The organism is Rhodococcus opacus B4 (assembly GCF_000010805.1).
In the GTDB taxonomy this organism is placed as follows: Bacteria; Actinomycetota; Actinomycetes; order Mycobacteriales; family Mycobacteriaceae; genus Rhodococcus_F; species Rhodococcus_F opacus_C.
Window position 1 is genome coordinate 427,251 of sequence record NC_012520.1, and the last position, 25,079, is coordinate 452,329.

General features: G+C 67.1%; 28 protein-coding genes, 1 pseudogene and 1 other annotated feature. Of the genes and pseudogenes, 14 read left to right on the forward strand and 15 right to left on the reverse strand.

The features are described 5' to 3' along the window. The first annotated feature begins 76 nt into the window (after positions 1–76). Entirely contained in the window at positions 77–241 is a 165-nt protein-coding gene (locus ROP_RS44635) for a hypothetical protein (RefSeq protein WP_007297983.1), read from the forward strand. Positions 242–265: 24 nt separating this feature from the next. Here the strand turns inward: ROP_RS44635 and ROP_RS38015 are convergent, their stop codons facing one another. After that, positions 266–469 carry a three-helix bundle dimerization domain-containing protein gene (locus ROP_RS38015; RefSeq protein ID WP_007297984.1) on the reverse strand — a complete coding sequence of 68 codons (204 nt, stop codon included), beginning with the start codon at positions 467–469 and terminating at the stop codon, positions 266–268. Between the two features lie 232 nt (positions 470–701). Between ROP_RS38015 and ROP_RS38020 the strand changes: the two genes are divergently transcribed. Further along, positions 702–1,169, forward strand: coding sequence for a SixA phosphatase family protein (locus tag ROP_RS38020; protein WP_007297985.1), 468 nt, complete (start codon positions 702–704; stop codon positions 1,167–1,169). Positions 1,170–1,191: 22 nt separating this feature from the next. Here ROP_RS38020 and ROP_RS38025 read toward each other — a convergent pair whose 3' ends face one another. Continuing rightward, the gene (locus tag ROP_RS38025) at positions 1,192–1,395 is read right to left on the reverse strand and encodes a hypothetical protein (RefSeq protein WP_012686946.1); all 204 of its coding nucleotides are present in this window, start codon (positions 1,393–1,395) and stop codon (positions 1,192–1,194) included. 134 nt (positions 1,396–1,529) lie between these two features. Between ROP_RS38025 and phoU the strand changes: the two genes are divergently transcribed. Both phoU and ROP_RS38035 read left to right on the forward strand, forming a co-directional pair. After that, a complete protein-coding gene (gene phoU, locus ROP_RS38030) occupies positions 1,530–2,177 on the forward strand; it encodes a phosphate signaling complex protein PhoU (RefSeq protein ID WP_007297987.1) in 648 nt (215 codons plus the stop codon). Between the two features lie 92 nt (positions 2,178–2,269). Next, positions 2,270–2,590, forward strand: a complete 321-nt coding sequence (locus ROP_RS38035; protein WP_007297988.1) for a DUF3349 domain-containing protein — start codon at positions 2,270–2,272, stop codon at positions 2,588–2,590. A gap of 310 nt (positions 2,591–2,900) precedes the next feature. On the opposite strand, the gene ROP_RS38040 is transcribed toward ROP_RS38035, so the two are convergent. From ROP_RS38040 to ROP_RS38070, 7 genes are all read right to left on the reverse strand, one after another. Continuing rightward, positions 2,901–4,058, reverse strand: a complete 1,158-nt coding sequence (locus tag ROP_RS38040) for a helicase associated domain-containing protein (protein WP_007297989.1) — start codon at positions 4,056–4,058, stop codon at positions 2,901–2,903. Further along, positions 4,055–4,795: a winged helix-turn-helix transcriptional regulator gene (locus ROP_RS38045; protein ID WP_007297990.1), complete on the reverse strand. Its 741-nt coding sequence runs from the start codon at positions 4,793–4,795 to the stop codon at positions 4,055–4,057. The genes ROP_RS38040 and ROP_RS38045 overlap by 4 nt, the downstream gene beginning before the upstream one ends. A gap of 120 nt (positions 4,796–4,915) precedes the next feature. Further along, positions 4,916–5,800 carry a phosphate ABC transporter ATP-binding protein PstB gene (gene pstB / locus ROP_RS38050; RefSeq protein WP_007297991.1) on the reverse strand — a complete coding sequence of 295 codons (885 nt, stop codon included), beginning with the start codon at positions 5,798–5,800 and terminating at the stop codon, positions 4,916–4,918. A gap of 46 nt (positions 5,801–5,846) precedes the next feature. After that, a complete protein-coding gene (gene pstA / locus ROP_RS38055; protein WP_007297992.1) occupies positions 5,847–6,758 on the reverse strand; it encodes a phosphate ABC transporter permease PstA in 912 nt (303 codons plus the stop codon). Further along, positions 6,758–7,759: a phosphate ABC transporter permease subunit PstC gene (pstC, locus tag ROP_RS38060; RefSeq protein ID WP_419789318.1), complete on the reverse strand. Its 1,002-nt coding sequence runs from the start codon at positions 7,757–7,759 to the stop codon at positions 6,758–6,760. Before pstC ends, pstA begins: the two co-directional genes overlap by 1 nt. After that, entirely contained in the window at positions 7,740–8,708 is a 969-nt protein-coding gene (locus ROP_RS38065) for a PstS family phosphate ABC transporter substrate-binding protein (protein WP_007297994.1), read from the reverse strand. The genes pstC and ROP_RS38065 overlap by 20 nt, the downstream gene beginning before the upstream one ends. Before the next feature lie 421 nt (positions 8,709–9,129). Next, positions 9,130–9,378, reverse strand: a complete 249-nt coding sequence (locus tag ROP_RS38070; protein WP_012686949.1) for a hypothetical protein — start codon at positions 9,376–9,378, stop codon at positions 9,130–9,132. A 319-nt stretch (positions 9,379–9,697) separates the two neighbouring features. On the opposite strand from ROP_RS38070, the pseudogene ROP_RS38075 reads away from it, so the two are divergent. From ROP_RS38075 to ROP_RS38095, 6 genes and pseudogenes are all read left to right on the forward strand, one after another. Then, positions 9,698–10,766 (forward strand): annotated as a pseudogene (locus tag ROP_RS38075) (potassium channel family protein). A 177-nt stretch (positions 10,767–10,943) separates the two neighbouring features. Continuing rightward, positions 10,944–12,116 carry a tyrosine-type recombinase/integrase gene (locus ROP_RS38080; protein WP_012686951.1) on the forward strand — a complete coding sequence of 391 codons (1,173 nt, stop codon included), beginning with the start codon at positions 10,944–10,946 and terminating at the stop codon, positions 12,114–12,116. Further along, positions 12,113–13,015 (forward strand): hypothetical protein, encoded by a 903-nt coding sequence (locus ROP_RS43445; protein WP_012686952.1) that lies wholly within the window; start codon positions 12,113–12,115, stop codon positions 13,013–13,015. Before ROP_RS38080 ends, ROP_RS43445 begins: the two co-directional genes overlap by 4 nt. Then, entirely contained in the window at positions 13,012–13,299 is a 288-nt protein-coding gene (locus ROP_RS42075) for a hypothetical protein (protein ID WP_012686953.1), read from the forward strand. The genes ROP_RS43445 and ROP_RS42075 overlap by 4 nt, the downstream gene beginning before the upstream one ends. 204 nt (positions 13,300–13,503) lie before the next feature. After that, a complete protein-coding gene (locus tag ROP_RS38090; RefSeq protein ID WP_012686954.1) occupies positions 13,504–14,733 on the forward strand; it encodes a tyrosine-type recombinase/integrase in 1,230 nt (409 codons plus the stop codon). Positions 14,734–14,873: 140 nt separating this feature from the next. After that, a complete protein-coding gene (locus ROP_RS38095; RefSeq protein WP_231869115.1) occupies positions 14,874–15,560 on the forward strand; it encodes an integrase/recombinase in 687 nt (228 codons plus the stop codon). Here ROP_RS38095 and ROP_RS38100 read toward each other — a convergent pair. Beyond that, positions 15,518–16,800, reverse strand: a protein-coding gene (locus ROP_RS38100) for an IS3 family transposase (RefSeq protein WP_148222641.1) whose coding sequence is annotated in 2 segments (ribosomal slippage) — positions 15,518–16,512 and positions 16,512–16,800 — 1,284 coding nt in all. Because the reading frame shifts where the segments join, the coding sequence is not laid out codon by codon here. The two genes, ROP_RS38095 and ROP_RS38100, sit on opposite strands and share 43 nt — an antisense overlap. Continuing rightward, positions 16,394–16,522 (reverse strand) — a sequence feature (AL1L pseudoknot). Its footprint overlaps the gene before it by 129 nt. A gap of 20 nt (positions 16,801–16,820) precedes the next feature. On the opposite strand from ROP_RS38100, the gene ROP_RS38110 reads away from it, so the two are divergent. From ROP_RS38110 to ROP_RS42080, 3 genes are all read left to right on the forward strand, one after another. Further along, the gene (locus ROP_RS38110; RefSeq protein ID WP_012686956.1) at positions 16,821–18,563 is read left to right on the forward strand and encodes a tyrosine-type recombinase/integrase; all 1,743 of its coding nucleotides are present in this window, start codon (positions 16,821–16,823) and stop codon (positions 18,561–18,563) included. A gap of 15 nt (positions 18,564–18,578) precedes the next feature. Further along, on the forward strand, positions 18,579–18,986 hold the full coding sequence (locus ROP_RS38115; RefSeq protein WP_007297102.1) for a hypothetical protein: 408 nt from the start codon (positions 18,579–18,581) through the stop codon (positions 18,984–18,986). Between the two features lie 231 nt (positions 18,987–19,217). Further along, complete coding sequence (locus tag ROP_RS42080; RefSeq protein WP_007297101.1) at positions 19,218–19,511, forward strand: recombinase family protein; 294 nt, start codon at positions 19,218–19,220, stop codon at positions 19,509–19,511. Here ROP_RS42080 and ROP_RS38120 read toward each other — a convergent pair. Both ROP_RS38120 and ROP_RS38125 read right to left on the reverse strand, forming a co-directional pair. After that, positions 19,465–19,701, reverse strand: a complete 237-nt coding sequence (locus ROP_RS38120) for a hypothetical protein (RefSeq protein WP_007297100.1) — start codon at positions 19,699–19,701, stop codon at positions 19,465–19,467. The two genes, ROP_RS42080 and ROP_RS38120, sit on opposite strands and share 47 nt — an antisense overlap. After that, entirely contained in the window at positions 19,698–19,958 is a 261-nt protein-coding gene (locus ROP_RS38125) for a ribbon-helix-helix domain-containing protein (protein ID WP_007297099.1), read from the reverse strand. The genes ROP_RS38120 and ROP_RS38125 overlap by 4 nt, the downstream gene beginning before the upstream one ends. A 233-nt stretch (positions 19,959–20,191) precedes the next feature. Here ROP_RS38125 and ROP_RS38130 point away from each other — a divergent pair, with 233 nt between their 5' ends. Then, positions 20,192–21,154, forward strand: coding sequence for a recombinase family protein (locus ROP_RS38130; RefSeq protein ID WP_012686958.1), 963 nt, complete (start codon positions 20,192–20,194; stop codon positions 21,152–21,154). 3 nt (positions 21,155–21,157) lie between these two features. Here the strand turns inward: ROP_RS38130 and ROP_RS42085 are convergent, their stop codons facing one another. From ROP_RS42085 to ROP_RS44645, 3 genes are read right to left on the reverse strand one after another with little or no spacing between them, the layout of a single operon-like run. Further along, positions 21,158–23,233 carry a tyrosine-type recombinase/integrase gene (locus tag ROP_RS42085; RefSeq protein WP_148222654.1) on the reverse strand — a complete coding sequence of 692 codons (2,076 nt, stop codon included), beginning with the start codon at positions 23,231–23,233 and terminating at the stop codon, positions 21,158–21,160. Between the two features lie 30 nt (positions 23,234–23,263). Next, a complete protein-coding gene (locus tag ROP_RS44640) occupies positions 23,264–24,016 on the reverse strand; it encodes a tyrosine-type recombinase/integrase (protein ID WP_039951104.1) in 753 nt (250 codons plus the stop codon). Beyond that, on the reverse strand, positions 23,931–24,353 hold the full coding sequence (locus tag ROP_RS44645) for a site-specific integrase (protein WP_007297094.1): 423 nt from the start codon (positions 24,351–24,353) through the stop codon (positions 23,931–23,933). The genes ROP_RS44640 and ROP_RS44645 overlap by 86 nt, the downstream gene beginning before the upstream one ends. Positions 24,354–25,079 lie beyond the last annotated feature (726 nt).

Genomic DNA, 25,079 nt, shown 5'->3' on the forward strand with positions numbered 1-25,079 from the left:
GGTCGGAACACGGGTGCGAACCCCTCACTCACTCGATCCGCAGATCCCTGAAGAACAGTGGCCCCTCGCAGCGGGAGTGATCATCGAGGACTTTACCGGCTCGGGTGGCCTCAGCCCGAAGGCCTACGCGCGGGATTGGGCCTTCTCCCGGCGGTGGGCCATCGCCCTCGACGACGGCAATCTGATCTTCCGCGACAGCGAAGACCTCGACGATGAAGACCCCGACACCGAAGCCACCTGACCTGCGGGGGCTGCGCCAATACGCCTACGACGACACCAGCCCCTGGATCCTCTCGCGGGCAGCCCGTTCGACGAGCAGGGGAACGAAGTCGCGCACCTTCCCGTTCACGAAATGCGCATGCGCGGAGCGCACGACCTCCTCGATGCTCTCCCGGGCGATGTCCGGGTAACGCGTATCGAGGCGATCGATGACTCGTTCGATGTGGAGCAGCTCTTCATCGTTCGTCATTGGGCAATCCTCCGCCCGGGTCAGCGGTGGCGGCAATGCCCGGATCGACGACACCCGTTCTCTGGTCCGGGCGAGCGCCTGCCGCGCTCGATCGGGTCCGAGGGCGAGACACACAAGCGCTACTGCCGGCGAATCTGCGGCGAACGACCACCACAGATGCGACTCTTCAACGACGATCACCGGTACCGGCCGACGACCGAAGCCGTGTCGCTGCCGGTGGGAAGGTGCGGGAATGTTCGTCCTGGTCCGTCACGCCCACGCGGGCGACAAGACAGGGTGGCCCGGCCGTGATGCCGACCGCCCGCTGAGCACCCTCGGGTATTGGCAGGCCCGCGGCCTCGTCGCCGCGCTGAACGGCATCGACATCCGGGCCCTGTTCGCCAGTCCCGCCACCCGCTGCCATCAGACCCTGCTGCCGCTCGCCGCGGCGCGCGGGCTGCGCATCGACGATCACCCGCTGCTGACCGTGGGCGCACCGCCCGACGAACTGCTCGCGGTGCTGGAGGCGCCGGAGGCCGACGGGGCGGTCTTCTGTACCCATGGTGAGGTCCTCGATGCCCTGGCCGAGTTCGGGCGGGCGCAAGGATCGACGGGTGTGCCCCCGGCGGCGGCGACCGCGAAGGGCGGGGCCTGGATCGTCGACCGCGGCGCCGGTCCGGCCCCGACACTGCGCTACCTCGCGCCTACCCCCACCTGCTGACCGAGTTAGTGCACCGCTGTGTCTAGTCGGCCAGTGGGGCGGCGTCCACGCGGGCCTGCCGGGCCGCCTGCAGCTCCAAGCCGTACCGCAGACCGAAGGTGAAACCGTTCTCCCCGGGTGTCCGTCCCGGCGCGGGCACCGAGTCCCGCGGGATGTCGGCGACGACGCTGTCCCGGTGCTCGCCGCGATGTCCGCCCATGCACCGCCACGCGCTTGAATCCGTCATCGCCCGGTCACCGACCGGCCAACCCCCGCTCAGCCGGTCAATGCGGGGAGATTCTCCCGGAATTGGGTATTCATCATCGAGGACGATGATTGATACGGACGAGCAGTACGAGCGGCAGGAGGAGCTACGGGAACATGCGGCAACATTTCTCTGGGCAGCTCGAGAACATGAGAACGGATCTCACCGATCTGTGTTCGTTGACCGAAACCGCGATCGATCACGCAACACGGGCACTGCTCGATACCGACCTGGGTGCGTCGGAAGCATGCGCCGACGTCGATACCGAGATCGGTTACCGGGCCCAGGAGATCGATCACCGGGCCCTGACACTGATAGCCCTTCAGGCGCCGGTCGCGCAGGATCTGCGCGCTCTGATCAGCGGCATCCACAACATCGCCGATCTGCGGCGGATGGGCAGCCTAGCGGCGCATGTCGCCGAGGTGGCGAGGTTGCACTTCCCCGCCCCGGTCGTCCCCGGTGAGCTTCGGGGTGTCATCTCGGAGATGGGTGTGGCAGCGAAGGCGCAGGCTGCGGCGGCCACCGAGGTACTGCGTGACCGCGACTGCGAGCGGGCGTTGGAACTGATCAGGGCAGATGATCGGACCGATGCTCTGCTTCGCGAGTTGTTCGCGGTCACCAAGAGTGACGACTGGCCGTACGGGGCGGCATCGGCGGTGAACATCACGCTGCTGGGGCGCTTTTACGAACGCTTCTGTGATCACACCGTGGAGATCGGTCGTAACGTCATTTTCGTGGTGACGGGAGACTTTCCCGTGGCGTGATCGGGTGTGCCGTCACACCTCATGCTCGCCGCTGCGGCCGGCCATCTCGTCGACCGTTGTGCGCGGCAGCTCGAGCAGGGGATGATCCGCTCATGCGGGTGGTGGTCTGGCTCAGGTCGTTCGTGGGGTGGCTGCGTGCCGGCTACCCGCAGACGGGCGACCCACACGGCTACATCCCGTTGGTGGCCCTCTGCGGGGCCGCGTTGACCGACGAGCAGGTCGAGCAGGTCGCGGTGATGGTCGACAAGATCGGTGCCGGCCCGGTCGAGGACGTCGACATCAGAGTCGCGATCACCAACCTCTCCCATGAGATGCCTACGGACAGCGAACTGCGGCGGGTGCGCGATCGGCTGACCGCTCGCCGAGTACGACCGGCCACGGGTGAGGACTTGCCACCCCCGAGTCTGCGGTGACGGGACGGTCGGCGGGGCCTGCCCCGCCGGGCTATGGCTCTTGACCTGGTCCAACGTGTTCCCCTGGGTTCCCTCGTTGGTGGTTCGTTCACCCGAAACCCGCCTTCTCCTCGCCTTCGGCTCTTCCGGTTATCCGATCACTCTCCCGAGGAGGATTGTCGGTGGTTTGAAAGCGGCTCTCGCGGTTCGTCCCAACACGACGGCCGGCGTCGCGCCGGTCGATCACCTGCACGTGCGCCGACGACCGCTTTCACACGGTGCCGAACACCGCTGCGGGTTCGCGGAGCCGTCGACAAACACCGCGCGGTGCTCAGTGCTGCGGGTGTCTGCGCCCTGCCCACACCCAGCCCGGCAGTGCCTCGAGCGAGGCGACGCGGTCGGCGCCCAGGTGGCCGCGGGCATGCCGGCGACGCTGATTGGCGACCCATTTGCCGACCGCATCACCGTTGACGGTTTCTCGATGCGCCGGACTGGCGTGCCCGTGCGCGGCGGCGTAGGCGGTCAGTGCGGTGAAACCTTGCCGCCACCGCTCGTCGGCGGGGTTCCACTGCCACCCGGGCAGCGCCTCGAGCTCGGTGACGCGGTCGGGCGCGAGCTTTCCGGCGCGGTACTCGCGCCGCCGCCGGGCCACCCACATACCCAGCCGGAACTGGCCCACCGTGTACCGCTGGCTGGGCGCGGCGTGCCCGTGCGTGTCGATGAACCGGCGCAGCTCGGACAGCCCGGCGAGCCAGCTTTCGTCGACGCGGCTCCAGCGCCACCCGGGTAGCTGCTCGAGCGCGGCGATCCGCTCCGGGGCGAGGGCGCCGGCGTGGAAGTCCTGCCGGCAGCGCCCAATCCAGGTGCCGAGGGGAAACCCCTCACTCTGCGCGGAGCGTGGAACGTCCGCCGACCCGTGCACCCGGACATGGTCGCGGAGCGTGTGCAGGCCCTGCGTCCAGCGATACATCTCGGGGTCCCATTGCCAGTGGGGCAGCGTGTCGAGGGCCGCGACCCGCGGTGGGGCCAGCGTGCCGGCGGCATGCTCCTCGCGTTGGGTGCGCGCCCATTCGGCGAGCGCGACGCCGTCGACCAGGGCGGTTTCGGGCACCACCGCGGTGCGGTGGGCCTCGAGGAAACGGCGCAAGGCCAGGAAACCGGACCGCCAGCTCTTCGGCCGAGCCGGTCCCCAGGTCCACCCGGGCAGTGCCTCGAGGATGCGGATGCGGTCCGGGCTGAGGGTGCCGTGCCAGTACACGTCCCGGATCCGCCGCACCCACCGGCCGAGGTCGATTCCGGTGGCGCGGGTGGGGGCCGGCGGGGCGGCGTTCCCACACCGTTCGACGTAGCGGCGAAGGGCCGCGAACCCGGCGTTCCAGGATTCGTCACCGGCGCCGCCCGCACGACCGGTCGGTGGTTGTTCACTGCGGACGCCGGTGGCGGAGGGGTTGTCTCGGCCATTCTTCCTACCGTCGTGGTCTGCCGTCATTCGCACAGAGAGGGCGCCAACCGGTACCCCACTCCACGGATTGTTCTGATGATGTGCCCGTGATCGGGATCTGCTCCGAGCTTGGTGCGCAGTCTCCGGATGTGGACGGCGACGGTGTTGGTGTCGGTGGCGCGACCCCACACCGCCCTGCTGATCTGGTCGGCGCTGGCAACCCGGCCGCGTTGTTCGATCAGATAGCTCAGCAGCTCGAATTCGCGGCGCGTCAGCAGGACTTCCACGTCGCGGACATGCACCTCGAAACCGGAGGCGTCGACGCGGATGGGGCCGGCGACCAGTGCCGTTCGAGGCGGTGGCGCGGGTGGGTGCTGCATGAACTGCCGGATATCGGTGAAATCGTACGGTCGCACCGTCGTGGCGGTGGCCCCGGCCGCGATCGCCTGCCGGGTGAGGGTCTCGTTCCCGGGCTGTGCACCGACCAGGATGGGCACATCCGAGTGCCCGCGTACCGTCGCGATCACCTGGACGGCGCTGACACCGCCCACCATCTCGGGTGCGACCACGAGGACGGCGGGAAGATTCGCGCCGACCGCCAGTAGCGCGGCGGCGCCGTCGGTGCACCACTGAGTCCGGACGCCGGCGCCGTCGGCCGAGTCGATCAGTGCGGCGGCGATGACCGGGTCGGGTTCGGCGAGCAGGACCCGGCCGTCCCGCGAGGTGGAGGCCCGCCGGTCGGTGAGTGTCACGACCTCGTCCACCCGCCGTGCGTCGATGCTCACCGAGAAGCCCCCTCCCACATTTCGGCCGGCACGCAGGCGATGCCGGCCTCCTCGTCCGCCTCTCCATGACGCGGTGACCTCCAGGCGGCGGTCAACGCACCAGGTCTGGACACGGTCGTCTCAGCCGAACCGGCCGCTGATGTAGGCCTCGGTCCGCGGGTCGGCCGGCGCGGAGAAGATCTTCTCGGTGATGTCGAACTCGACCAGCTTGCCCTCCCGATTGCCGTGCTCGTCGGCCTCGGCGGTGAAGAACGCGGTGCGATGCGACACCCGGGCGGCCTGCTGCATGTTGTGCGTGACGATGATGATGGTGAACTTTTCGGACAGCTCGTCGATCAGGTCTTCGATCTTCGCCGTGGCGATGGGATCGAGGGCCGAGCACGGTTCGTCCATCAAGATGACCTCGGGTTCGGTGGCGATCGCGCGGGCGATGCACAGGCGCTGCTGCTGACCGCCGGACAGGCCGGTCGCGTCCTGCTTGAGCTTGTCCTTGACCTCGTCCCACACGGCGGCGGCACGCAGCGCCCTCTCGACGACCTCGTCCATGCTGTGGGTCTTCATGCCGGTCACGCGCGGCCCGTAGGCGACGTTGTCGTAGATCGACTTCGGGAACGGGTTCGGCTTCTGGAACACCATGCCGACCCGGCGGCGCAACTCGATCACATCGACCGCGGCGTCGTTGATGTCGATGTCGCGGTAGGTGACCGTGCCGTGCACCTTCGCGCCGGGAATGAGGTCGTTCATCCGGTTCAGGCACCGCAACACGGTCGACTTCCCGCACCCGGAGGGGCCGATCAGCGCGGTGACCTCGTTGGCGGCGAACGATAGGTTCACCTCACCGATCGCGCGGAGGCCGCTGTAGCTGACCCCGAGGCCATCGGTGGCCATCATGGCGTAGGACCTGCCGCCCTTCGGTGCCCGGGGGGCGTGGTGGTGGGCGATTCGCTTGAGCAGCTGCTCGTCCTGCGCATCGAGGACGGGCGTCGACTCTTCTTCGGTACTCATGGCTGCATGCCTCGTTCGTGTCATGAAACTCGGGTCCTCCCCGGGGTCACCAGCGCCGCTGGAAACGGTTGCGCATCCAGATCGCGAGGCCGTTCATCGCGAGCAGGATGACCATCAACAGTAAAATTGTGGCCCACGCCAGCTGCTGATTCGCCTCCTCGGGCAACTTCACCAGGTTGAAGATCTGCACCGGCAGCACCGTGTACCGATCCAGGAAGCCCTCGGGATTGACGGTGACGAACACCGTCGCCCCGACCAGCAGCAGCGGGGCGGCCTCCCCGATCGCCCGGGACAGGGCCAGGATCGTGCCGGTGGCGATACCGGAGATCGCGGACGGCAAGACCTGCTTCCAGGTGGTCTGCCACAGGGTGGCGCCCAACGCCAGGGAGGCGTCCCGGATGTCCCGCGGCACCGAGCGCAGCGCCTCGCGGGTGGTGATGATGATCACCGGCAGGATGAGCAGGGCCAGGGCCACCGAGCCGGCCAGCACCACCGGGCCCAGCGAGATCGGACCGCGCACCACGAACGCCAACGTCAGGATGCCGTAGATGATCGTCGGCACCGCGACCAGGTTCTGAATGTTGAGTTCGATCAGCCGATTCCACCACTTGGTGCTGTCCGCGTACTCCTCGAGATAGACCGCGCCGGCGATACCGATCGGGATGGCCAAGATGATGGTGCCGAGCATCACCCACAGGGTGCCGAAGATCGCCGACTGCACACCGGAGGTTTCCGGGTGCAGCCGGGACGGCTGCTGGGAGATCAGGTTCCAGTCGAAGCGGGCCAGTCCCTCGACGATGATGACCGCCAGCACCGCGAACAGGAACAGGCACGAGAGCGCCAGGCACACCCACAGGATCCCGGCGAATACCGCCGAACGGGTGCGGTTGCGCCGCTTGCCCGTGACGAGAACCTTCCCGAGATCGACGGGAGTCTTCTTCACCGACGTCGTGGTCATCAGTAGGCCTGCCGGTATCTGCGCACCAGGGTGATGCTGACCATGTTGATCAGCAGCGTGAGGAAGAACAGCAGCGCACCGACCGCGAACAGCGAGTAGTACACCGGGCTGCCCTGCGGGGCGTCACCGCTGGCGACCTGCGCGATGAACCCGGTCATGGTCTGCGCACCCACCAGCGGGTTGAGGGTGAACTGCGGTTGGCTACCGGCGGCGATGGCGACGATCATCGTCTCACCGACCGCCCGGGACAGGCCCAGCACGATCGCGGCCACGATCCCGGACAGCGCGGCGGGGAACACCACCCGCACCGTGGTCTGCATCCGGTTCGCGCCCAGCGCGTAGGAGCCCTCACGCATCGCGTGCGGCACCGCCGACATGGCATCCTCCGACAGGGACGCCACCGTCGGGACGATCATGAAGCCCATCACGATGCCGGGCGAGAGGTTGTTGAAGATCTGCGCGCCCACCCAGTCCTGCAGCAGCGGGGTGACCATGGTCAGCGCGAAGACGCCGTAGACCACGGTCGGCACCCCGGCCAGGATCTCCAGGATCGGTTTGACGACCCGGCGGATCCGCTCGTCGGCGTACTCCGCCAGGTAGGTGGCGGCACCGAGGCCGAGCGGCACCGCGACGAGCAGGGCGATGATCGTGGTGCTCAGGGTGCCGGCGACCAGCGGCAGCACACCCCATTCCTTGTCGGTCCAACTCGTCTTGCTGCCGAACCCGGCCGTCCAGGTGGTGCCGGTCAGGAACTCCCAGATGGTCACGTTCTGGAAGAACGTGAACAGCGGGGCGATCAGGGCCACCACGATCGCCGCGGTGATGACCACCGACAGAAACGCCGAACCGGCGAGAAGGACCTTGATGATCCGCTCGCCGATGCGGTTGCTCTGCGCGCTGAGGTCGACCGGTAATCCGACCGGCGGCAGCCCCCCCGAGCGTGCGCCCGGGGAGCCCGCCGTGATCGGGCCGGAACTCACTTTAGTTGCCGGCCTTCGCATTCAGCGCGTCGAGCTCGGCCTGCGCAACCTGCAGCTGCGCGGGGGTGAGCGGAATGAACTTCGCCGCCTCCACGATCTCCTGGTTGGACCCGAGGTAGAAGTCGGCGAAGGCGACGACCTGCGGCTTCTTCAGGGCGGCGTCGGAGACGTAGATGAACAGCTCACGCGAGAGCGGCTTGTAGGTGCCGTCCTGCGCGGTTTGGGTCGAGGGCGCAATGCAACCGCCGCCGCTGTCGATCTTGACGCCCTTGACCTTGTCCGCGTTGGCCTCCAGGTAGGAGTAGCCGAAGTAGCCGAGCGCACCCTTGGTGGCGGACACCCCCTGGACGGTGATGTTGTCGTCCTCGGTCGGGTTGTAATCGGTGCGGCTTTCGCCCTCCGTCCCGTTGACGGCCTGGGTGAAGTAGTCGAAGGTGCCCGAGTCCGAGCCGGCGCCGAACAGCTGCAGCGGCTCGTCCGGGAACGACGGATCGACCTGGTTCCAGTTGTTGACGGTCGACCCCGGCGCCCAGATCTTGTTGAGCTGCGCCACGGTGAGGCAGTCGGTCCAGGTGTTGTCGTTGTTGACCACGACGCTCAGCGCGTCGTTGGCGACGACGAGCGGGCTGTACTGGATGTTGTTCGACTGGCAGACGGCGATCTCGCTGTCCTTGATCGGCCGGGACGCATCCGAGATGTCGGTCTCACCGGCACAGAACTTTTCGAACCCACCGCCGGTGCCGGAGGTGCCGACGGTGACGTTGGCATCGGGGTGCTCGCCCATGAACAGCTCGGCGGCGGCGGAGGACAGTGGTTCGACGGTGCTGGATCCGTCGATCACGACCGGCCCGGAGATGGATTCTCCCTCGCCGCCGCCCGTGCTGTCGTTGCCACCGCACGCGGCCAGGGTCAACCCGGCCGCCACCGCCACAGCCGCGACGCGGGTCCGCTGGAAGTGGAGGATGGTCACAGAGGTGCCTCCTGCATACGTTCCGACGCAGCGTCGGAATCGGTGTGCCCACGATCGTGGGACCCCTCTATCGAAGCCCCCCAATCTGAACGGCAGATGAACAAGACATGGCAGCGGCCAAAGGATCGGGCGTGGCCCGTGGATGACGAGCCGACCGCCGAACCAACGAATCCCGCACATCGGGAAGCGACCACGCGAGAAGAAATCGGGGTCCGCACCAAGGGTCGGCGCAGGGACCGGCCGACCCGGGCAACCGAAACCTCAGGCGCTGCGGCGTTCTCGCAACAGGGGTCGCGCCACCACGCGCCGAAGGCTTGGGACCGCATGTGAAGACACGGAGGCTGGCGGGGCCCTCTCCCTGGCTTGACCGTTTCACCTGCAGGTGACTACTCAGCCGGTCAGGCCTGGCCTCCGGCGCGGATCACCGTGTGCCGGGATCGGCGGTGAGGTCTTCGGTGTCGGCGAAGACCAGTCGCCCGTCGTCGAGGGCAACCGCCCACCGGTGCACCGGCGCCCAGTGGTGGCCGCGTTCCGCGGAGTCGGTCAGTTCGGCGTAGTCCTCGACAATCTCCCCAGTCGTGGTCGCCTCGGACTGCCTGCGTACCAGCAGCCGGGCGCCCACAGTCAACACAGCAGGGGGTGCCGCTTTCCTCACGCTCTTCTCGGACATTCGTCTCAACCTTCCGTTCGGCGGCCGACCGGAGCGTAAGCATGACCCCTCCGCGTCCGCTGAAGTGACCTGTTTGACGATCCCGCGGTCGCGTTAGACGACTACAAGCTGCTGGCGGGCCTGCTCGTCGGCGCCGCCTCCCACAGGCCGGGTTCGACGCCGCGGGCAACTTCGCTCGACTGCGGGGCTGTCGACCGGCTCACCTGAACGGATCGGACGTTTGGCGTCGGCACAGTGGTATCGGGTGGTACCCGCCCCACTGGCTGTCTGCGCGTAGGCTCCGCCCCGAGACCGGCGACGAGAACGAGGTGGCGAGGCGATGCCCGGTAGGTTGCGCGCCCGGTTCAGCCGGGTCCGACGTGCTCACCGAACGCCCCGACTTCGCGCTGGTCGGTATCCTGCGGGTGCCGCAGCTGCACGGCAGTCCCGGGCGGGCCATCACCCGGCGGATCGGGTACGCGCTCGCCGCGTTGGCGGTGGTGGTGCTGATCGTGTATCTCGGCCGCGTCGGCTACCGCGACGTGCAGGAGAATCCGCTCTCGCTGCTGGATTGCGTGTATTACGCGACGGTGTCGCTCTCGACCACCGGGTACGGGGACATCACCCCGATCACCGCGCAGGCGCGGCTGGTCAACATCCTGATCGTCACCCCGTTGCGGATCTTCTTCCTCATCGTGCTGGTCGGCACCACCCTCGCGGCGCTGACCGAGAACTCCCGCCAGAGCTACAAGATTCAGCGGTGGCGTCGCCGCACCCGCCATCACGCCGTCGTCGTCGGCTATGGCACCAAGGGCCGCGCCGCCGTCGCCGCGATGCTCGGTGACGGGGCCGACCCCTCGAACATCGTGGTCGTCGATACCGATCCGGCGGTGCTCGAGACGGCAACCGGGCAGGGGTTGGTGACCGTGCACGGGTCGGCGACCCGATCGGACGTCCTGCGACTGGCCGGGGCGCAGCATGCGTCGTCGATTGTCGTGGCCACCAGCCGCGACGACACCGCGGTGCTGGTGACGCTCACCGCGCGCGAACTCGCACCGGAGGTGAAGATCGTCGCCTCGGTCCGGGAGGCCGGGAACGTGCACCTGCTGCGCCGGTCCGGCGCCGACACCGTGGTCGTCTCCTCCGAGACCGCCGGCCGGCTCCTCGGCGCCGCCACCACCACCCCGAACGTGGTGGACATCATCGAGGACCTGCTCACCCCGGAGACCGGATTCGCGATCGCCGAACGCGCCGTCGAACCCGGCGAGGTCGGCGATTCACCGCGGCAGCTGCCCGACATCGTCCTCGGTGTGGTGCGCGACGGACAGTTGCTGCGCAGCGGAACACCCGAGGTGGACTCAATCGAAGCCGATGACAGGCTGCTCTACATCCGGCAGATAACGGATTGATCGAGCGGAGATACCGCAACCAGCCTTCGCTCGCCGTCCCATTTCCTTGGTTCCCTCGGGGTCCGATCACTTGTCGCGCACTGTGGCACTAGCTGATCACTTGCTTGGTGGACAACGGGTTCTCTCCGCGTGTCGGTCAGGTGGTCGTCGTTGTGGCGGCCATGATTGACAAGGGAGATGACGACGATGCGAGCTTTTCCGGTGCAGATGCCCTCTGGAACGCGGTACTGGACGGTGATCGACGAGGACCTGCTGGTCATGTCGGTGGCGGATGCATATCTGCGGTATGTGAGGTTCGGGCGTGATGGGGCCGAGTCCACGACCAAGTCGTATGCGGGCGCTGTCGCGTTGTATCTGTCGTGGTGCGCGGCCACGGGGCAGGACTGGCAGGCCGCGGCGGGGAAGATGCCGTCGTTCGTGCTGTGGCTTCGCCACTCCCCGTCGCAGCCAGGAGGGGCAACGGCCGGCGGGGTGGGCACGATCGTGGTGCGTGGACCGAGGCGGATCAACTGCGTGCTCGCGGGGGTGCGGGGGTTCCTGGCCTTCGCGGTGGATCACGGCGACGCTCCGAGAGGAGTGCTTGGTCAACTGTACGAGCTTGCCGATAGCCAGGACCTGCCGGCGGAGGCGCGCGGCGAGGACGGCGCCTGGAGGCTGCGGATGAGGGCCCGGCACCGGGTTCCGATTGTCAGGCAACGGCCCGGCCGGGCCAGCGATGACGACGTCCTCCTGCTGTTGCGGGCGTGTCGATCGGCGCGTGACCGGCTGCTGATGCTGCTGCTCGCGCTGGCAGGTCTGCGTCGCGGCGAGGTGGTTGGACTGCGGCGCGAGGACGTCCACTTCCTGCTCGACTCATCGGCTTTGGGCTGCAGCTTCCCCGGATCGCACCTGCACGTGGTGCGGCGACAGAACATCAATGGCGCGTGGGCGAAGTCGCGGCACTCGCGGATCGTCCCGGTGGATTCCCTTGTGGTGCAGGCCCACGACCAGTATGTCGCCGAGCGGGCCACGAAGGCCGGGGCGTGGGAGAGCGACTTCGTGTTCGTGAACCTGTTCCGTGCGCCAATCGGCGCGCCGATGACTCCCGGTGCGGTCAATGCACTGCTGGCCGCGGCCTCCCGCCGCGCGGGTCTGGATCGGGCGGTGCACCCCCATGCGCTGCGGCATGGGTTCGCCAGCAACGTCCTCGATGCCGGCGGGAGCATCGACGAGGTCCAAGAGCTCCTCGGGCATGCCTCGATCAGTTCGAGCCAGGTGTATGTCCACCCCGCACCGGAGCGGTTGCGGGCGGCGGTCGAGCGGGTAGGCCGAGCCGTCGGCCGCGGCGGCACCGAGGACGTGACAAGGTGAGCGCGTTGCCGGCTGGTGCGCTGGCCGCCTCGACACACGAGGACGAACTGGAAGCCGAACAGGCCAAGGACATCTGGGCGATGTCCGTGTTTGGCCATCGCGGACGGTTGGACTTCACCGCGATCAGCCAACCCTGGCTGCGCGAAGGTACGAAGCGGTGGGCGATACAAGACCTGATACGCCGTCGAGGCGACGGAGTCACCACAGTGCTGAGAGCTCACGTCGCGGCCTTGACCGGGCTCTCGGAGAGCCTGCGCATCCATCGCAGCGACCACGGCCTGATCATCGGCGCGCTCGGCCGCCACGACATCGAGATGTTCCTGCAGCGACTCGCCCACCTGGAGCACTGCGACAAGATCAGCGCCTTGTCCCGATCCCTGGGCTGCCGGAAGGTCCATCACGCGCTACGCCAAATGCGACTACTCGGCCTGACCCGGGCCGGCGAGCCACTCGGCGGGCTGCCCGACGACTTCGCGCTCCGCCGCGAGGACGTTCCCCGGCGCCCGGACCGGCCGGCCCCACACCGGGCGTTGCCGCCCGAGATCCTCGCCCAGCTCTGCGATGCCCGCGCGTTGCCGGCTGGTGCGCTGGCCGCCTCGACACACGAGGACGAACTGGAAGCCGAACAGGCCAAGGACATCTGGGCGATGTCCGTGTTTGGCCATCGCGGACGGTTGGACTTCACCGCGATCAGCCAACCCTGGCTGCGCGAAGGTACGAAGCGGCCGGTTGAGGCGGGTCATCAGCGTCACGTCCTCGGTGCCGCCAAGTCTCGGTGCCCTACGGCACCTGCCGCGAACCCTCGAACGTCCAAGCTGGGGGTGGCGCCTGCCCATTCCGGTTCCGCTGCGTCGGCTGCGACCACTTCCACACCGATCCCTCCCATCTGCCCGAGTTGAAGGCATACCTGCATGACCTACTCCGAGACCGCGAACGCGTACTGGCCACCGCCGATCTCGAAAACTGGGCCAGGACAGAAGCTTTGCCCTCAGAAGAGGAAATCCGACGGGTCAAAGACCTCGTGCACCGAGTCGAAGAACATCTCGAACAGCTCACCCCCGCCGAACAAGCCGACATCGCCACGGCCATCTCGGCAGTGCGACGCACCCGCCAGGTGACCGGCCTGGGCATGCCCAGCATCAACCGCCAGCCCGATCTCGGCAAGCCACTGGAGAGACCGTGAACACCAACGCCATCGCCGCCGCCCGGCAGGCCCACAGCACCAGATGCCGACAACGCGTCCTCGCCGCGCTCGAGCAGGCTGCGCATTTGGGTGACGAGATCACCGTCTCCGCGATCGCCCGCCTCGCCCTATTGACTGAACTAATACGAAAGTCTTCCCAGTTCAACGGGCATGTAACGGCTTCTTGCATTACTGTCTCCGCTCATGATCGGAGACGGTGAGCCCGAGCGGGATTTGGCCCAATTGCTGGTTCCTCGGTCGGGTCGGCTGGAGGCGACGGGCAATCGGTACGAGCCCTATCAGCTGCTTGATCCTGATGGGGTGCCCGTGGTGGCGGTCACCGCCTACTTCCGGGATCTGCTGGCCTCGGGGCGAGCGGAGTCCACGCTCCGTTCGTATGGGATGGATCTGCTGCGATGGTTCCGGTTCCTGTGGTCCGACACCGGCGTCGCGTGGGACCGGGCGACTCGGGTCGAAGCCCGTGATTTCTGCAGATGGATGCAGGTCGCAGGGAAGCAGCCTCGCCCGCATTGGCGCGCGTCTGGAGCGGCCCTGTCATCGAAACCGGCTCGTGGTCAAGCCTTCGCGCCGTCGGTGCGTGCGCATTCCGAAACGGTGCTGCGCTCGTTCTATGACTTTCACCGAGATGCGGGCACCGGGCCGATCATCAACCCGTTCCCGCTGGACCGGTCCCGCCGCGCCGGTCGGGCGCACGCGCACCACAATCCCATGGAGCAGCACGGCAACGAGCGCAGCGGGCGGTATCGGCCCAAAGTGCCCCGCCGGGTCCCGCGCAGCGTCCCGGACAGCGAGTTCAACGAGATCTTCGCCCGGCTGCCGTCGCATCGTGACCGGGCACTGATCGCCTTCTACGTGTCAACGGGGGCGCGGGCGTCGGAGTTGCTGTCGACCACGCTGGCGGGAGTGGATCCAGGGCGGCAGTTGATCACGGTGGTGCGCAAGGGAACCCGCGAGTTGCAGGAACTGCCGGCGTCCACGGACGCGTTCGTGTGGTTGCGGCTCTACCAGGTGGAGATGGCCGATCTGATCCCCAAGGGACGCAGGCAGCCGCTGTGGTGGACGCTGCGACGTCCTGCCCGGCCGCTGACCTATCACGCCGTGCACCGCATGTTCGAGCGAGTCAACCAGCAGGCAGGCACCTCGGTGACGTTGCATGCCTTGCGGCACACGGCGACCTATCGGATGGCCGAGGACCCGGCCTTGCCGCTGACCGATGTCCAATTCGTCCTTGGTCATGCTCAGTTGACCACGACTCAGATTTACCTGACGCCCCGCAAGGAGGATGTGATCCGGCGGGTGCTGGCCCACCACGCCGAGCAGACTCGGCGGGCGGTTGAGCGGGCCCGCCCGGCCCCGGCGCCCGGCTACCGGCCGGAGACGCTGGACGCCCTGTTCGGCAATGGCGTGTCGTGACCGCCACAGTTGATGAAGCGCGCCTACTGGCCGGGAGACCGCCGACAGGGCGGGACGCGGCCCGCATTCGTTTCCCGGCCCGGCCTTCTCCGGGGACCTGGCCGGCCACCGGTCAAAGCCGCGACGCGGTGTGGGATCGATTGACCCGCGCACCTTTTGTGGTGGACAACGCCCACACCCAGAAGATCCGCCTCCGAGGGTTGACGTTTCTGCTGGACTGGTTGGAGGCCCAGCCGGGCGGGACCTGGCAGGAGCGCTGGCTTGCCAGCGGAGCCGACTCCGCAGGCGCGGGATGGCGCAAGATCCCGGCCCGATGGCTGCAGGAGCACGGCCTGGTCGCCGAATGGCGGTTGGAAGCGCTGACCTCGGCGTTGTTGGTGGCGATCAGCGCAGATCTCGTGCGCCCCGCGCTGGGTTGGCTGGTGGCCAAAGCGACAGGCCCGGGAAGCCTGGTGCGTCACCTGGCACAGACGCGTGACCCCGACGGGTTCGCCAGGCTGCGGATCCTGTGCGACGCGGATCCCCACGTCTCCTCGATCGCCAACAGCCACACCTTGTATCGCGCCGCCGAGATCATCGCGGCCAAGGGTGGCCTGCTGGCCGACGTCACCGTCGGGGACGTCCTGGAGTTGCTGGACGTCGAACTCGACACGCTGGCATCGGTGTCCGGGGACGCCGCCGTGTTCTACCGGCTGCTGCGCACGGCAGGTGTCGTCGGCCCAGACTCGCCGTCGACGCTGCGGGAGGTACGGGGTGAATCGCCCCGGGTTCTACGGAGGCTCGGCTATCTGGTTCCGGCCTCAGCGAGGACCGGTGTCTCACGGTAGTCGGCCGCCGTGTGATTCGACCAGTAGGCGGTCTCGTACTCTGCGGGTGGGACGTGGTCGATCTCGCCGTGCAAGCGGCGGTGATTGAACCAGTCGATGTACTCGGCGACCGCCCACTCGACGTCTCCAAGGCCTCGCCAGCCCCCGTGCGGGCGCATCACGGGATTGCGAATGCACTCGGCCTTGAACAACGAGTTGAACGCCTCCGCCATCGCGTTGTCATACGAATCTCCCTTGGAACCAACAGAAGACACTGCGTCACACTCGTCGAGGCGCTCGGTGTATCGCACCGCTCGATACTGCACGCCGCGGTCGCTATGGTGAATCAATCCGGCGACGTCCTGGCCGACCCGTCGGCGAGCCCACAACCCCATATCCAAGGCGTCGAGGGCCAGGTCGGTACGCATCGACGTCGAAACCTGCCAACCGACGATCATCCGGGAGAACACGTCGAGGATGAACGCGGCGTACACCCACCCCGAATGAGTGCGAATGTAGGTCAGGTCCGCCACCCACAACGTGTTGGGCGCGTCGGCGACGAACTGCCGCTGGACCCGATCCGCCGGCCGCGGAGTCTCGGCCCCGTCAGCGTGCGTGGTCTTCCGCCCTTTCAACCGTAATATTCCCCGTAACCCATCGGCTTTCATCAATCGTTCCACGGTGCACCGGGCCACTGACATCCCTTCTCGTTTCAGACTGGCGTGCACTTTGCGGGCCCCGTACACCCCGAGATTGTCGGCATGAACACCCCGGATCCGGGACAGAACCTCGCGGTCACGCACCGCACGTGCCGATTCGGTTCGCTGGGGGCTCAGGTGAGCTCGGACCGTGGACGGAGCGATCTGGGCGGCCGTACCGCGCAAGACCGCGCAGATCGGATCGACTCCGTGTTCGTCGCGGTGAGCAGCGACGAACTCCACGATCAGCGCTGTGGGCGGTCGATCTCCGCCGCAAAGAAAGCCGAGGCCTGCTTGAGGATCGTGTTCGCCCGCCGCAGCTCGCGATTCTCCCGTTCCAACTGGGCAATCCGTTCGGCATCACTGGTAGTGGTGCCCGGGCGCACGCCGCCGTCGACCTCGGCCTGCTTGACCCAGGTCCTGAGCGCCTCGGGATGCACACCGAGCTGATCGGCGATCCGCTTGAGCGCTCCCGGCCGCGTCGCCGGATCCTGGCGGGCCTCGACCGCCATCCTCGTTGCTCGTTCCTTCAGCTCAACGCTGTACTTCCGTGGTGCTGCCATGCTCTCCATCCTTCACAGGTTTGAGAGCCTCCGACAGACCCGGGGCGATTCAGGGCACCGCTGGACCGCGCACACCCGAGGAACTGATCGACCGATACGGCCTCGTCTGCCGTCCGATCCGTGATGTGCTGGTGGACTATCTGCGGGAGCGTCAGCCGTCGCTGGACTACTCCAGCATGGAAGGCCTCGCGTGCGCGTTGGGGGCGCGATTCTGGAAGGACTTGGAGATCCACCATCCCGGCATCGACAGCCTCCGCCTGCCCGACGAGGTCGCCGCCGCCTGGAAACAACGACTGCGCACCAAACAGAAGACGATTACGGCGAAGACCGGGGAGAAGGTCACCGTCGACGTCCCACGGCTGAACTATCGGGAGTGCCTGATCCCGATCCGGGCGTTCTACCTGGACTTGGCCCAGTGGGCCGTCGACGACCCGGGCCGCTGGGCCCAGTGGGCGGTTCCCTGCCCCATCAAGGAAGAAGAGGCGAACAGGCGAAAGCTCCAGCGGCACCGCAAATCCCGTATGGATGCCCGCACCCGGGAACGGCTACCCGTTCTGCCGACCCTGGTGCGCACCGTCAATGAGCACCGCAAAGCAACCGAGATGCTCCTGCAGGCAGCCCGCCATACCCAGCCTGGGGAGCCGTTCACCGCAGCCGGGCAGACACTGATCCGCTCCGTCACCGGCCACAAAGCCATCCGCGGCAAGGTCTGGGCGGAGGACCCCGTCACCGGCAAGCGACGCGACCTCGAACTCGAAGAAGATCACGCCTTCTGGGCCTGGGCGATCGTTGAAGTTCTGCGGGCCACCGGCATCCGGGTCGAGGAGCTGCTGGAACTCTCGCACCACAGCTTTGTGCAATACCGCCTTCCCACCACCGACGAAATGGTGCCGCTGCTACAGATCGTCCCATCCAAGACCGACGAGGAGAGACTCCTGTTGGTCTCGCCGGAATTGGCGGACGTGCTCAGCGCAGTCATCCACCGGGTCCGCGACCACACCGGCAAGATCCCACTGATCGCCTCCTACGACTGGCAGGAATGCGTATGGCTGCCACCGTCGCCGTTGTTGTTCCAGCGCCGATTCGGCGCCGAGCGCCGCAGGATCAGCCCCGACGTCGTTCGCGACATTCTCGCCGCCGCATTGGTCCGCACCAGACTTACCGACCCGTCAACTGATGAGCCATTGCGATTCACGCCCCATGATTTCCGAAGGCTGTTCATCACTGACGCGATCATGAGCGGGCTGCCACCGCATATCGCCCAGGTGATCGCCGGCCACCGCGACATCAACATCACCATGGGCTACAAAGCTGTCTATCCGGACGAAGCCATCCAGTCTCATCTGGCGTTCCTTGCCCGACGGCGGGCCATGCGGCCCACCGAAGAATACCGCGTCCCCACCGATGCCGAATGGCAGGAATTCCTTGGCCACTTCGAGCGCCGCAAGGTCTCCACAGGAATCTGTGGGCGCGCGGTCGGAACACCATGTGTCCACGAGCACAGTTGCCTACGTTGCAGCATGCACTGGCCGGAACCCGGCCAACGGCAACGCATTGTCGAGATCCGAGACAATCTGATCGCCCGCATCGCCGAAGCCGAACACGAAGGCTGGCTCGGCGAAGTCGCAGGACTCCGGATCAGCCTCGCCGGAGCCAACGACAAGCTCGCCCAAATCGACCGGCGCTCGGACAACGACTCCGTCAACCTCGGCGTGCCGAACACGCAACGTCCGAAAACCTCACAAACGCACCATAATCCTTAGTTCAGAGAAGCCGGGGTGAACCGCAGCTTCCTCTACCGTCACCGCGACCTGCACGCCGCGGTGCTCGTCAAAGCCGCCGAACCAACCACCACCAGGACCGGCGGCCCGAGTGCCAGCCGGCCGTCACTCATCGCCGACCTGGCCAACGCCCACGACCGCATCACCCGTCTGTCTCACGAAAACACCCAACTCCGCCAACGCCTGTCCGAGCAACTCGGCGAGCAGGCGTGGCGAGAGTCCGGCCTCGGTCCCCCAGACGACATCGACCGGCTCCACCGCCGCATCACCGAGCTCGAACAACACACCGCAGAACAACGCCGTCAACTCGCAGAACGCGACGACGAACTCGACGCCACACGAGCCACCAACCGCGAGCTGATGACCCGCCTCAACCGGCCACACCCCGACGGGCGTAACCACTAGACCCACACCTGTGGCCCACACTAGAGTCTCGCCCGACGACGCTTGGCATGCACATACGAGGTCGGCTCCCGGCCGCAGTCGCGTCGGACCCCGAGAGAACCTTGGAAATGAGACGCCGCCCGGACCATATCCGGATCCAATAAAAACCCAGGTCGAGGCGTCTCACAAGTTAATTCCACAATCCCGTGTCACAACCTTCGTGCAGACCTGACTTTCAGTACGCCCCTGGAGATGGATTTGGGGTACGCACGGATAACGACGCCCAAACAGGAACTCGCGCGGCAGATCGACGCGCTCACCAAAGCCGGGATCAACCCCCCGGCGAACGTCTACGCGGACAAGAAATCCGGGGCCACCACCGAACGTCCCGAACTGCAGCTACGTTCGAACGGGCGATGCGATCGTGGTGCACACCCTCGACCGGCGGCCGCACCGTCCGCCTCCAGGGGAGGCTCTCGCACCGGCCTCGCGGCGATCGCTACAAGAGGTCGAAGTACTGCGAGCGAGCCTTCACGGCATGAATGAGCAGCTCGTTCCCGCTGTCGAAGCGCAGGACAACCAGTTCCAGGAGCCGACCGTTCGGGTCGAAACCCAGCCGGAACTCGCGCGCGGGGTTGTCGTCGTCCAGACCAGCGGTATATACATGATGCACTGCCGCGTAGATGCCATCGTTTTCGCTGATCCCGTGTTTGAGCGCGGATTTATGCGCCTTCACGCGACCTGGGTCCAGGCACGCACCGCTTCTCGAATCGCCTCGGAGCGGGAAACATGCTCCTGCTCGGCACGGGCGTTCAATGCCTTCAGCAATGCCTCGTCCATCCGTACCGGCACCACCGCGCCGGGGCCGTCCCCCACGGTCGGCCGGCCGCGTTTGCGCAACTTTTCGACGTCGTAACCGGCCTCGGCCTCGTCTGCCCACTTCTCGATCATCCCGTCCGTGACGGGCGCTCCGTTGATCGTCTCCTCAGCCATGCCCATTATCGTAATACGAAAATAGATTCTAGGCCACGATCGCCAACCAGGCCCCAGGGGCGGTCGATCCGAGTGATACCTGCCGCTCCCGTTCTTGCGGTCCATCGAGCCCGTCCTTGCGGTCCATCGAGCCCGTCCCGGATACAAACAAAAGCCCAGCTAGCAGCTCGAAAATTGGTTCTACGTTCCGTGTCACAACATCGCACAGACCTAACTTTCGGCACTCTCGTCACATGGAGTTGGGGTACGCCCGGGTGTCGACGAGCAAGCAGGACCTGACGCGGCAGATCGACGCGATCCGCAAGGCCGGGGTCGACCAGGCGAGCATCTACGTGGACAAGAAGTCCGGGGCCACCACCGAACGTCCTGGATTGCAGGCGCTGCTGGGCTACGCCCGCAAGGGCGATGCGATCGTGGTGCACACCCTCGACCGGCTCGGCCGCACCGTCCGCGACACCCTCAACCTGATCCACGACCTGCACCAGCGCGGCATCGGATTCCGAAACCTGGCCGATCCGATCAAAATCGACTCGACGAACCCGGACGACCCAATGGGGCAGTTGGCGGTGGTGCTGCTGGCGCTGTTCGGGCAGATGGAACGCACCTACGCGCTCGAGCGGGCCGCCCATGCCCGCACCGTGGCCACCGAGAAGGGACGACGCACCGGTCGGCCCAGCGTGGTCACCGACGCCCAACTCGCCTACGCCACCCAACTCCGGGCCGGCGGCGCCACCATCGCCGAGATCACCGACAAGACCGGGCTGACCCGCTCGACCCTCTACCGCCATCTCCCGTCTCGTCCGCCGGAGACGCGCACCCCGGACACCCCGCAACCCGAGAACAGGACGTCCCCGCCGCCTGTTGCTGCGTCTTCGTCACCGGCGACCGGACCGTCGGCCTGTCCGACCTGCGGATACGAGCCCGCCACCCGCCGGGATCTCGTCCCGCACCGCGCCGATCTCGCCATCGTCTGGTTGCACCTCGGCGATCTCGGCGACCTGCGCGAGGCCCGGCACTGCGCCCGCTGTCAGCCCCACGGCCACGTCCTGGTGGTCAGCTGCTCCCGGTGTGGGGACGGTCCGCTGGTCACCGGCACCGATTCCGGCACCGACGAAATCCCGGCGGCGGTGCGGGGCTGGCTCGCGCAACAGGACTGGGTAGTGGAGTCGGACTTGTTGTGCCCCAAGCATTTCTGAACCTCAGCGGGTTTCGCGGTCGTCGAGCAGGTGCTGCAGCCGCCGGCAGGTCGCTTCGTGCCGTTCGGCTTCCCGGTCCCAGCCGCGAGTGCGGGCGTCATCGATCAGGACCTGCTCGGTCGCCAGGCGCGCCCTGATCCGCGGCGCGTACTCGGTGGTGGTGAGGAACTTCGGACAGGTGAGGATCAGGTCGCACTCGCACGGGCCCTCGGCGGGCAGCCGCAGGCAGTGACCCAGTTCGAGTTCGGTCTTGAGGAAGTTCGTCTTCAGCCAGTCCACGGTGTCGTCGTCGAGAGCGTCGTGCAGGAGGGCGTCGGCGGCCGGGCCGGCGATCCGGTGCCCGTCGGCGAGGGCGGTCTCGTATTGGCGCCGGATCTCGGGATCGGAGATGCGGCTGTAAATCATGGACATTGTGGCACTGCGATGGCCGAGTATTGCCATGATCGTCTGGATGCGGGCACCGCCCTCGGCGAGCTGGGTGCCGAGGGTGTGCCGAAACCTGTGCGCACTGACGGTCGGGGATCCTCGGTCGTCGACCAGACCCGTTGCCGCGCAGACGGTGCGGAATGCCTCGTCGAAGAGGGTTTTGCCCGAGAGTAGCTTGCCGCGCCGAACGAACACGTAATCGACCCGGCGGCCGGTGACCTCGTCGATCCGGGCGATCGAGCGTTGTGCCCGGGCCAGGCTGGTGGCATGCTCGAGCGCCGTGGCGGCGTCCGGGTGCAGCGGGACGATCAGTTCGGTGCGGCCTTTGCCGACCGGGATCCGCAGCCGTGGATGCCCGCCCGGATAGGTGTCGAGGCAATCCCAGGTCAGTCGGCGGATTTCGTCGCGTCGGGCCCCGGACCACCGCAGCAACAACAGCGCGGCCCTTTGCAGCGGGTCGGCCAGGTCGTCGACCGCGGTCATGATCGCATCGAGTTCGTGTTGCGGAAGATACCGGGGAATCGACTCAGGACGCCGCGGTGTGTCACGGGGGGTCAGCAACGGTCGTCCGGGCACCTCCGCCCATCCCCAGACCGCGGTGTCGCGGCAGAACCCGGCGATCGCGTTGAGTTCGTGCTTGACCGTGGTCGTCGCCAGCGGCAGACCGGTGTGTTGGCTCGGACAGGTCGGCAGCCACCGCATGTACTCTTCGATGGTCGCGCGATCGACCTGCGCGAAACTGCTGACCTGCGGGTGATTCTCGCCGAGCCAGTTGACGAACCGGCGCAAAGCCTGCCGGGCGTTGTGAACTGTCTGCGGCCGATCGAGCTTGGCGTCGAGCCGCAGTTGTAGGTATCGCTCGATGACCGCCCGGATCTTGGGCGGGCACGGTTCGGGGAGCAGTCGGTCGGTCCAGTTTTCGATCGTTCGCGTGCCGATGCGTGGTGCTGCCGTGACCTGGCCGACGTTGTACAGCAGCACATGGGTGGCGTGCAGGTTCGCGAGGTGATTGCGGAGGAACCCGCGGTTGGCGTCCGGATCATCGTGAAACTGGCCGTTCGCGAACAGGGTCCGGCGCAGAACATTGAAATCGTCGCGTGCGGCGAAGTCGCGGATGGCCGACCCGAATGCGAACAGATCGGCGGCGGTGATCGCGGTCATGTCGGGGTCGCCGCGGTGGAGCATGACCCGGCCCAGGCACCACGTCAGACTGTTCCGTGCCTTGGCCGGGGCGTGGCCCAGTTCGGTCAGTCGCGCGACCCACTGCTCGAACAATAGGAGATCGACGCCGAGGCCGGTGCTGCCGCTGCGCCGGTCCAGCAGACGTGCGTACTTTCGGCCGAGAAGGAAGTCGAAGTCCAGGCCAACCCCTTGCACCATGGACAGATACACCAGGTATCCGCTGGCGCGATGCGAGTCGGTGCGCCCGTTCGATCGCATGCCCTCGCCGACAAATCCCAAGCGCACCAGCAGTGGCTGCTCGAACCACGCCTCGAGGTTCGGCCACCGCTCGACGAACCGCCGATAGGCACCCATTCGCTCCCACCGGGCCGGCAGGTGGGGAACGTGCGCGTCCACCCACACCCGGTATTCGCTTTCATCGACGTGGCGGCGCTGGACCGGTACCGGTCCAGCGGCTGCCGGCCCGGTCATCGGCGATCCCGCAGCGCGGCCGCGTACTCGTCACGAACCTGCTGGTCGGAGACCCGGGTGTCGATCCGAGTCGACTCCGGTGAGGCGTGTCCGAGGCGTCGTTGCAACGCCAACTCCCGCATCCCCGCCTCCCACATCGCTGTCGCGTGGGTGCCGCAGGGCGTTTGGGGTTTTGTCCACCGTGCGTATCCCGAGCGTGTCCAGCCGCCGGGCGAACATCCGCACGAGCGCGGCATACGAGAGCGGCTCGCAGCGACGAGCGCCCCAGCCCCCGACCAGAAACACGAACGGACTCGGTGCGTCGACCGGACGTTCATGGAGCACATACCGATTGACCGCATCCAACGTGCGAGGCTCGAGCAGGTCGACGACCCGTTCGTGCCGGGACTTCGCCCGCACGCCCCGCGGATGGTCGTCTCGTTTACGAATCGTGACCCGCCGTCGGCCGTAGGCGATATGGCCGAGCTGGAGCCCGAGCACCTCTCCCGGCCGCAGGGCACCGTCGAGCATCAACAGCACCATCGTCAGATCCCGCAAACAGGTCATGCTCTCCAGCAGCGCAGTCACCTCAGACCCGCTCATCGGACGTGGCAACCGGTGCGGCAACCGGACCCGCACCTCCCGGCTGACCGGCTGCTGCCTACTCGCATTCCCCATGAAGGGGCGGTGCCGTTCGGCGACCATCGCCAGCGCGACATCACGACGGCGCCGCATCGGGTTCTCGCCGGTGACGAGTTCGGCGACGATCGCCCAGTCGTAGAAACTCGATACTGCGGCCAGCACTCGCGCCACACTCGAGGGCACCAACAGCCGCCCGCCGGACCCGACGGACGAGAGGCCCAGCCGGCTGCGCCGGCCCACGCACCGGTCGTCGCCGCAGCCATCCGAGCAGCTCCAGGGCCAGTGACGGCCGGAATTCGCGCCAATCGATTCCGCGTTCGGCGAAGAACTCGAACACCAAGCGCAGATCGTAGCCGTACGCCAGCGCCGTGTTCGGGCTCCGGCCGGAATCCAGCACGTACCGCAGGAACCGGGTCACCGACGGCACCGGCTCGCCATCGGGTCCCACCAGGACCACCGAGGGCACGATCCCGCCCGTCTTCACGGCCTGCACGTGCATGACCCCAGCCCACCACCGGGTGATCCGATCCGCGTGCCAACTCGCCGTGAGATGTCCACATAAGTACGAAACTATCCGGCAGTGGTGCGCCCTCGGCCTGGTCTCTTCGGTCGTGGACCACTGCGTACCTGACTTCGCCGGGGGTCTGAACACCGTGGACCGCAGCGCGTCCTCGAGCAGATCGACGACCGCCTCGAGTTCTCCCACTCCCCTCAGCCCGACCTGGATTCGGTGGACGGTCCGCTCTGGATTCTGCTGCCGGTAGTCGGCAGTCTGCTGGGCGCTCGAGGAGTTCCCCGACCTTGTTTAAGCGTCCTGGCCGCAACGGTGTTTGCGATGATCCCCTGGCCTGCCGTTCGTCGAGGGCGAACCGTTTGGAGATGTGTCCGGGCCCGCCGCAGGGACAGGGCCCGAAATCGGTCAAGTATCGGCGGCGCCGAGCGCGACCCCGAGCGCAGCGCAATGGTTACAGCCTGTGAAGCGGTGGATGGGGGGTCCGTGCTCTGACCCCGCCAGCCTCCGGTCTGTGGTAAACCGGCGGGCCGGGCGACCGCCCCGGTGTCGGTGGTGCGGCCGTCATTTATGCTGATCCCCTGAACCGATTATCACTTCCACGGTGGTGCATACCGGTCCAGTCGGAAAGGGTGGCCCGGGAAGGTCTGGCGTCGAGGCCGGTCGGTTCCCGAGGGGGTCGTAGGGCCACGTCCGACTTCGTGCGTTGCGTCC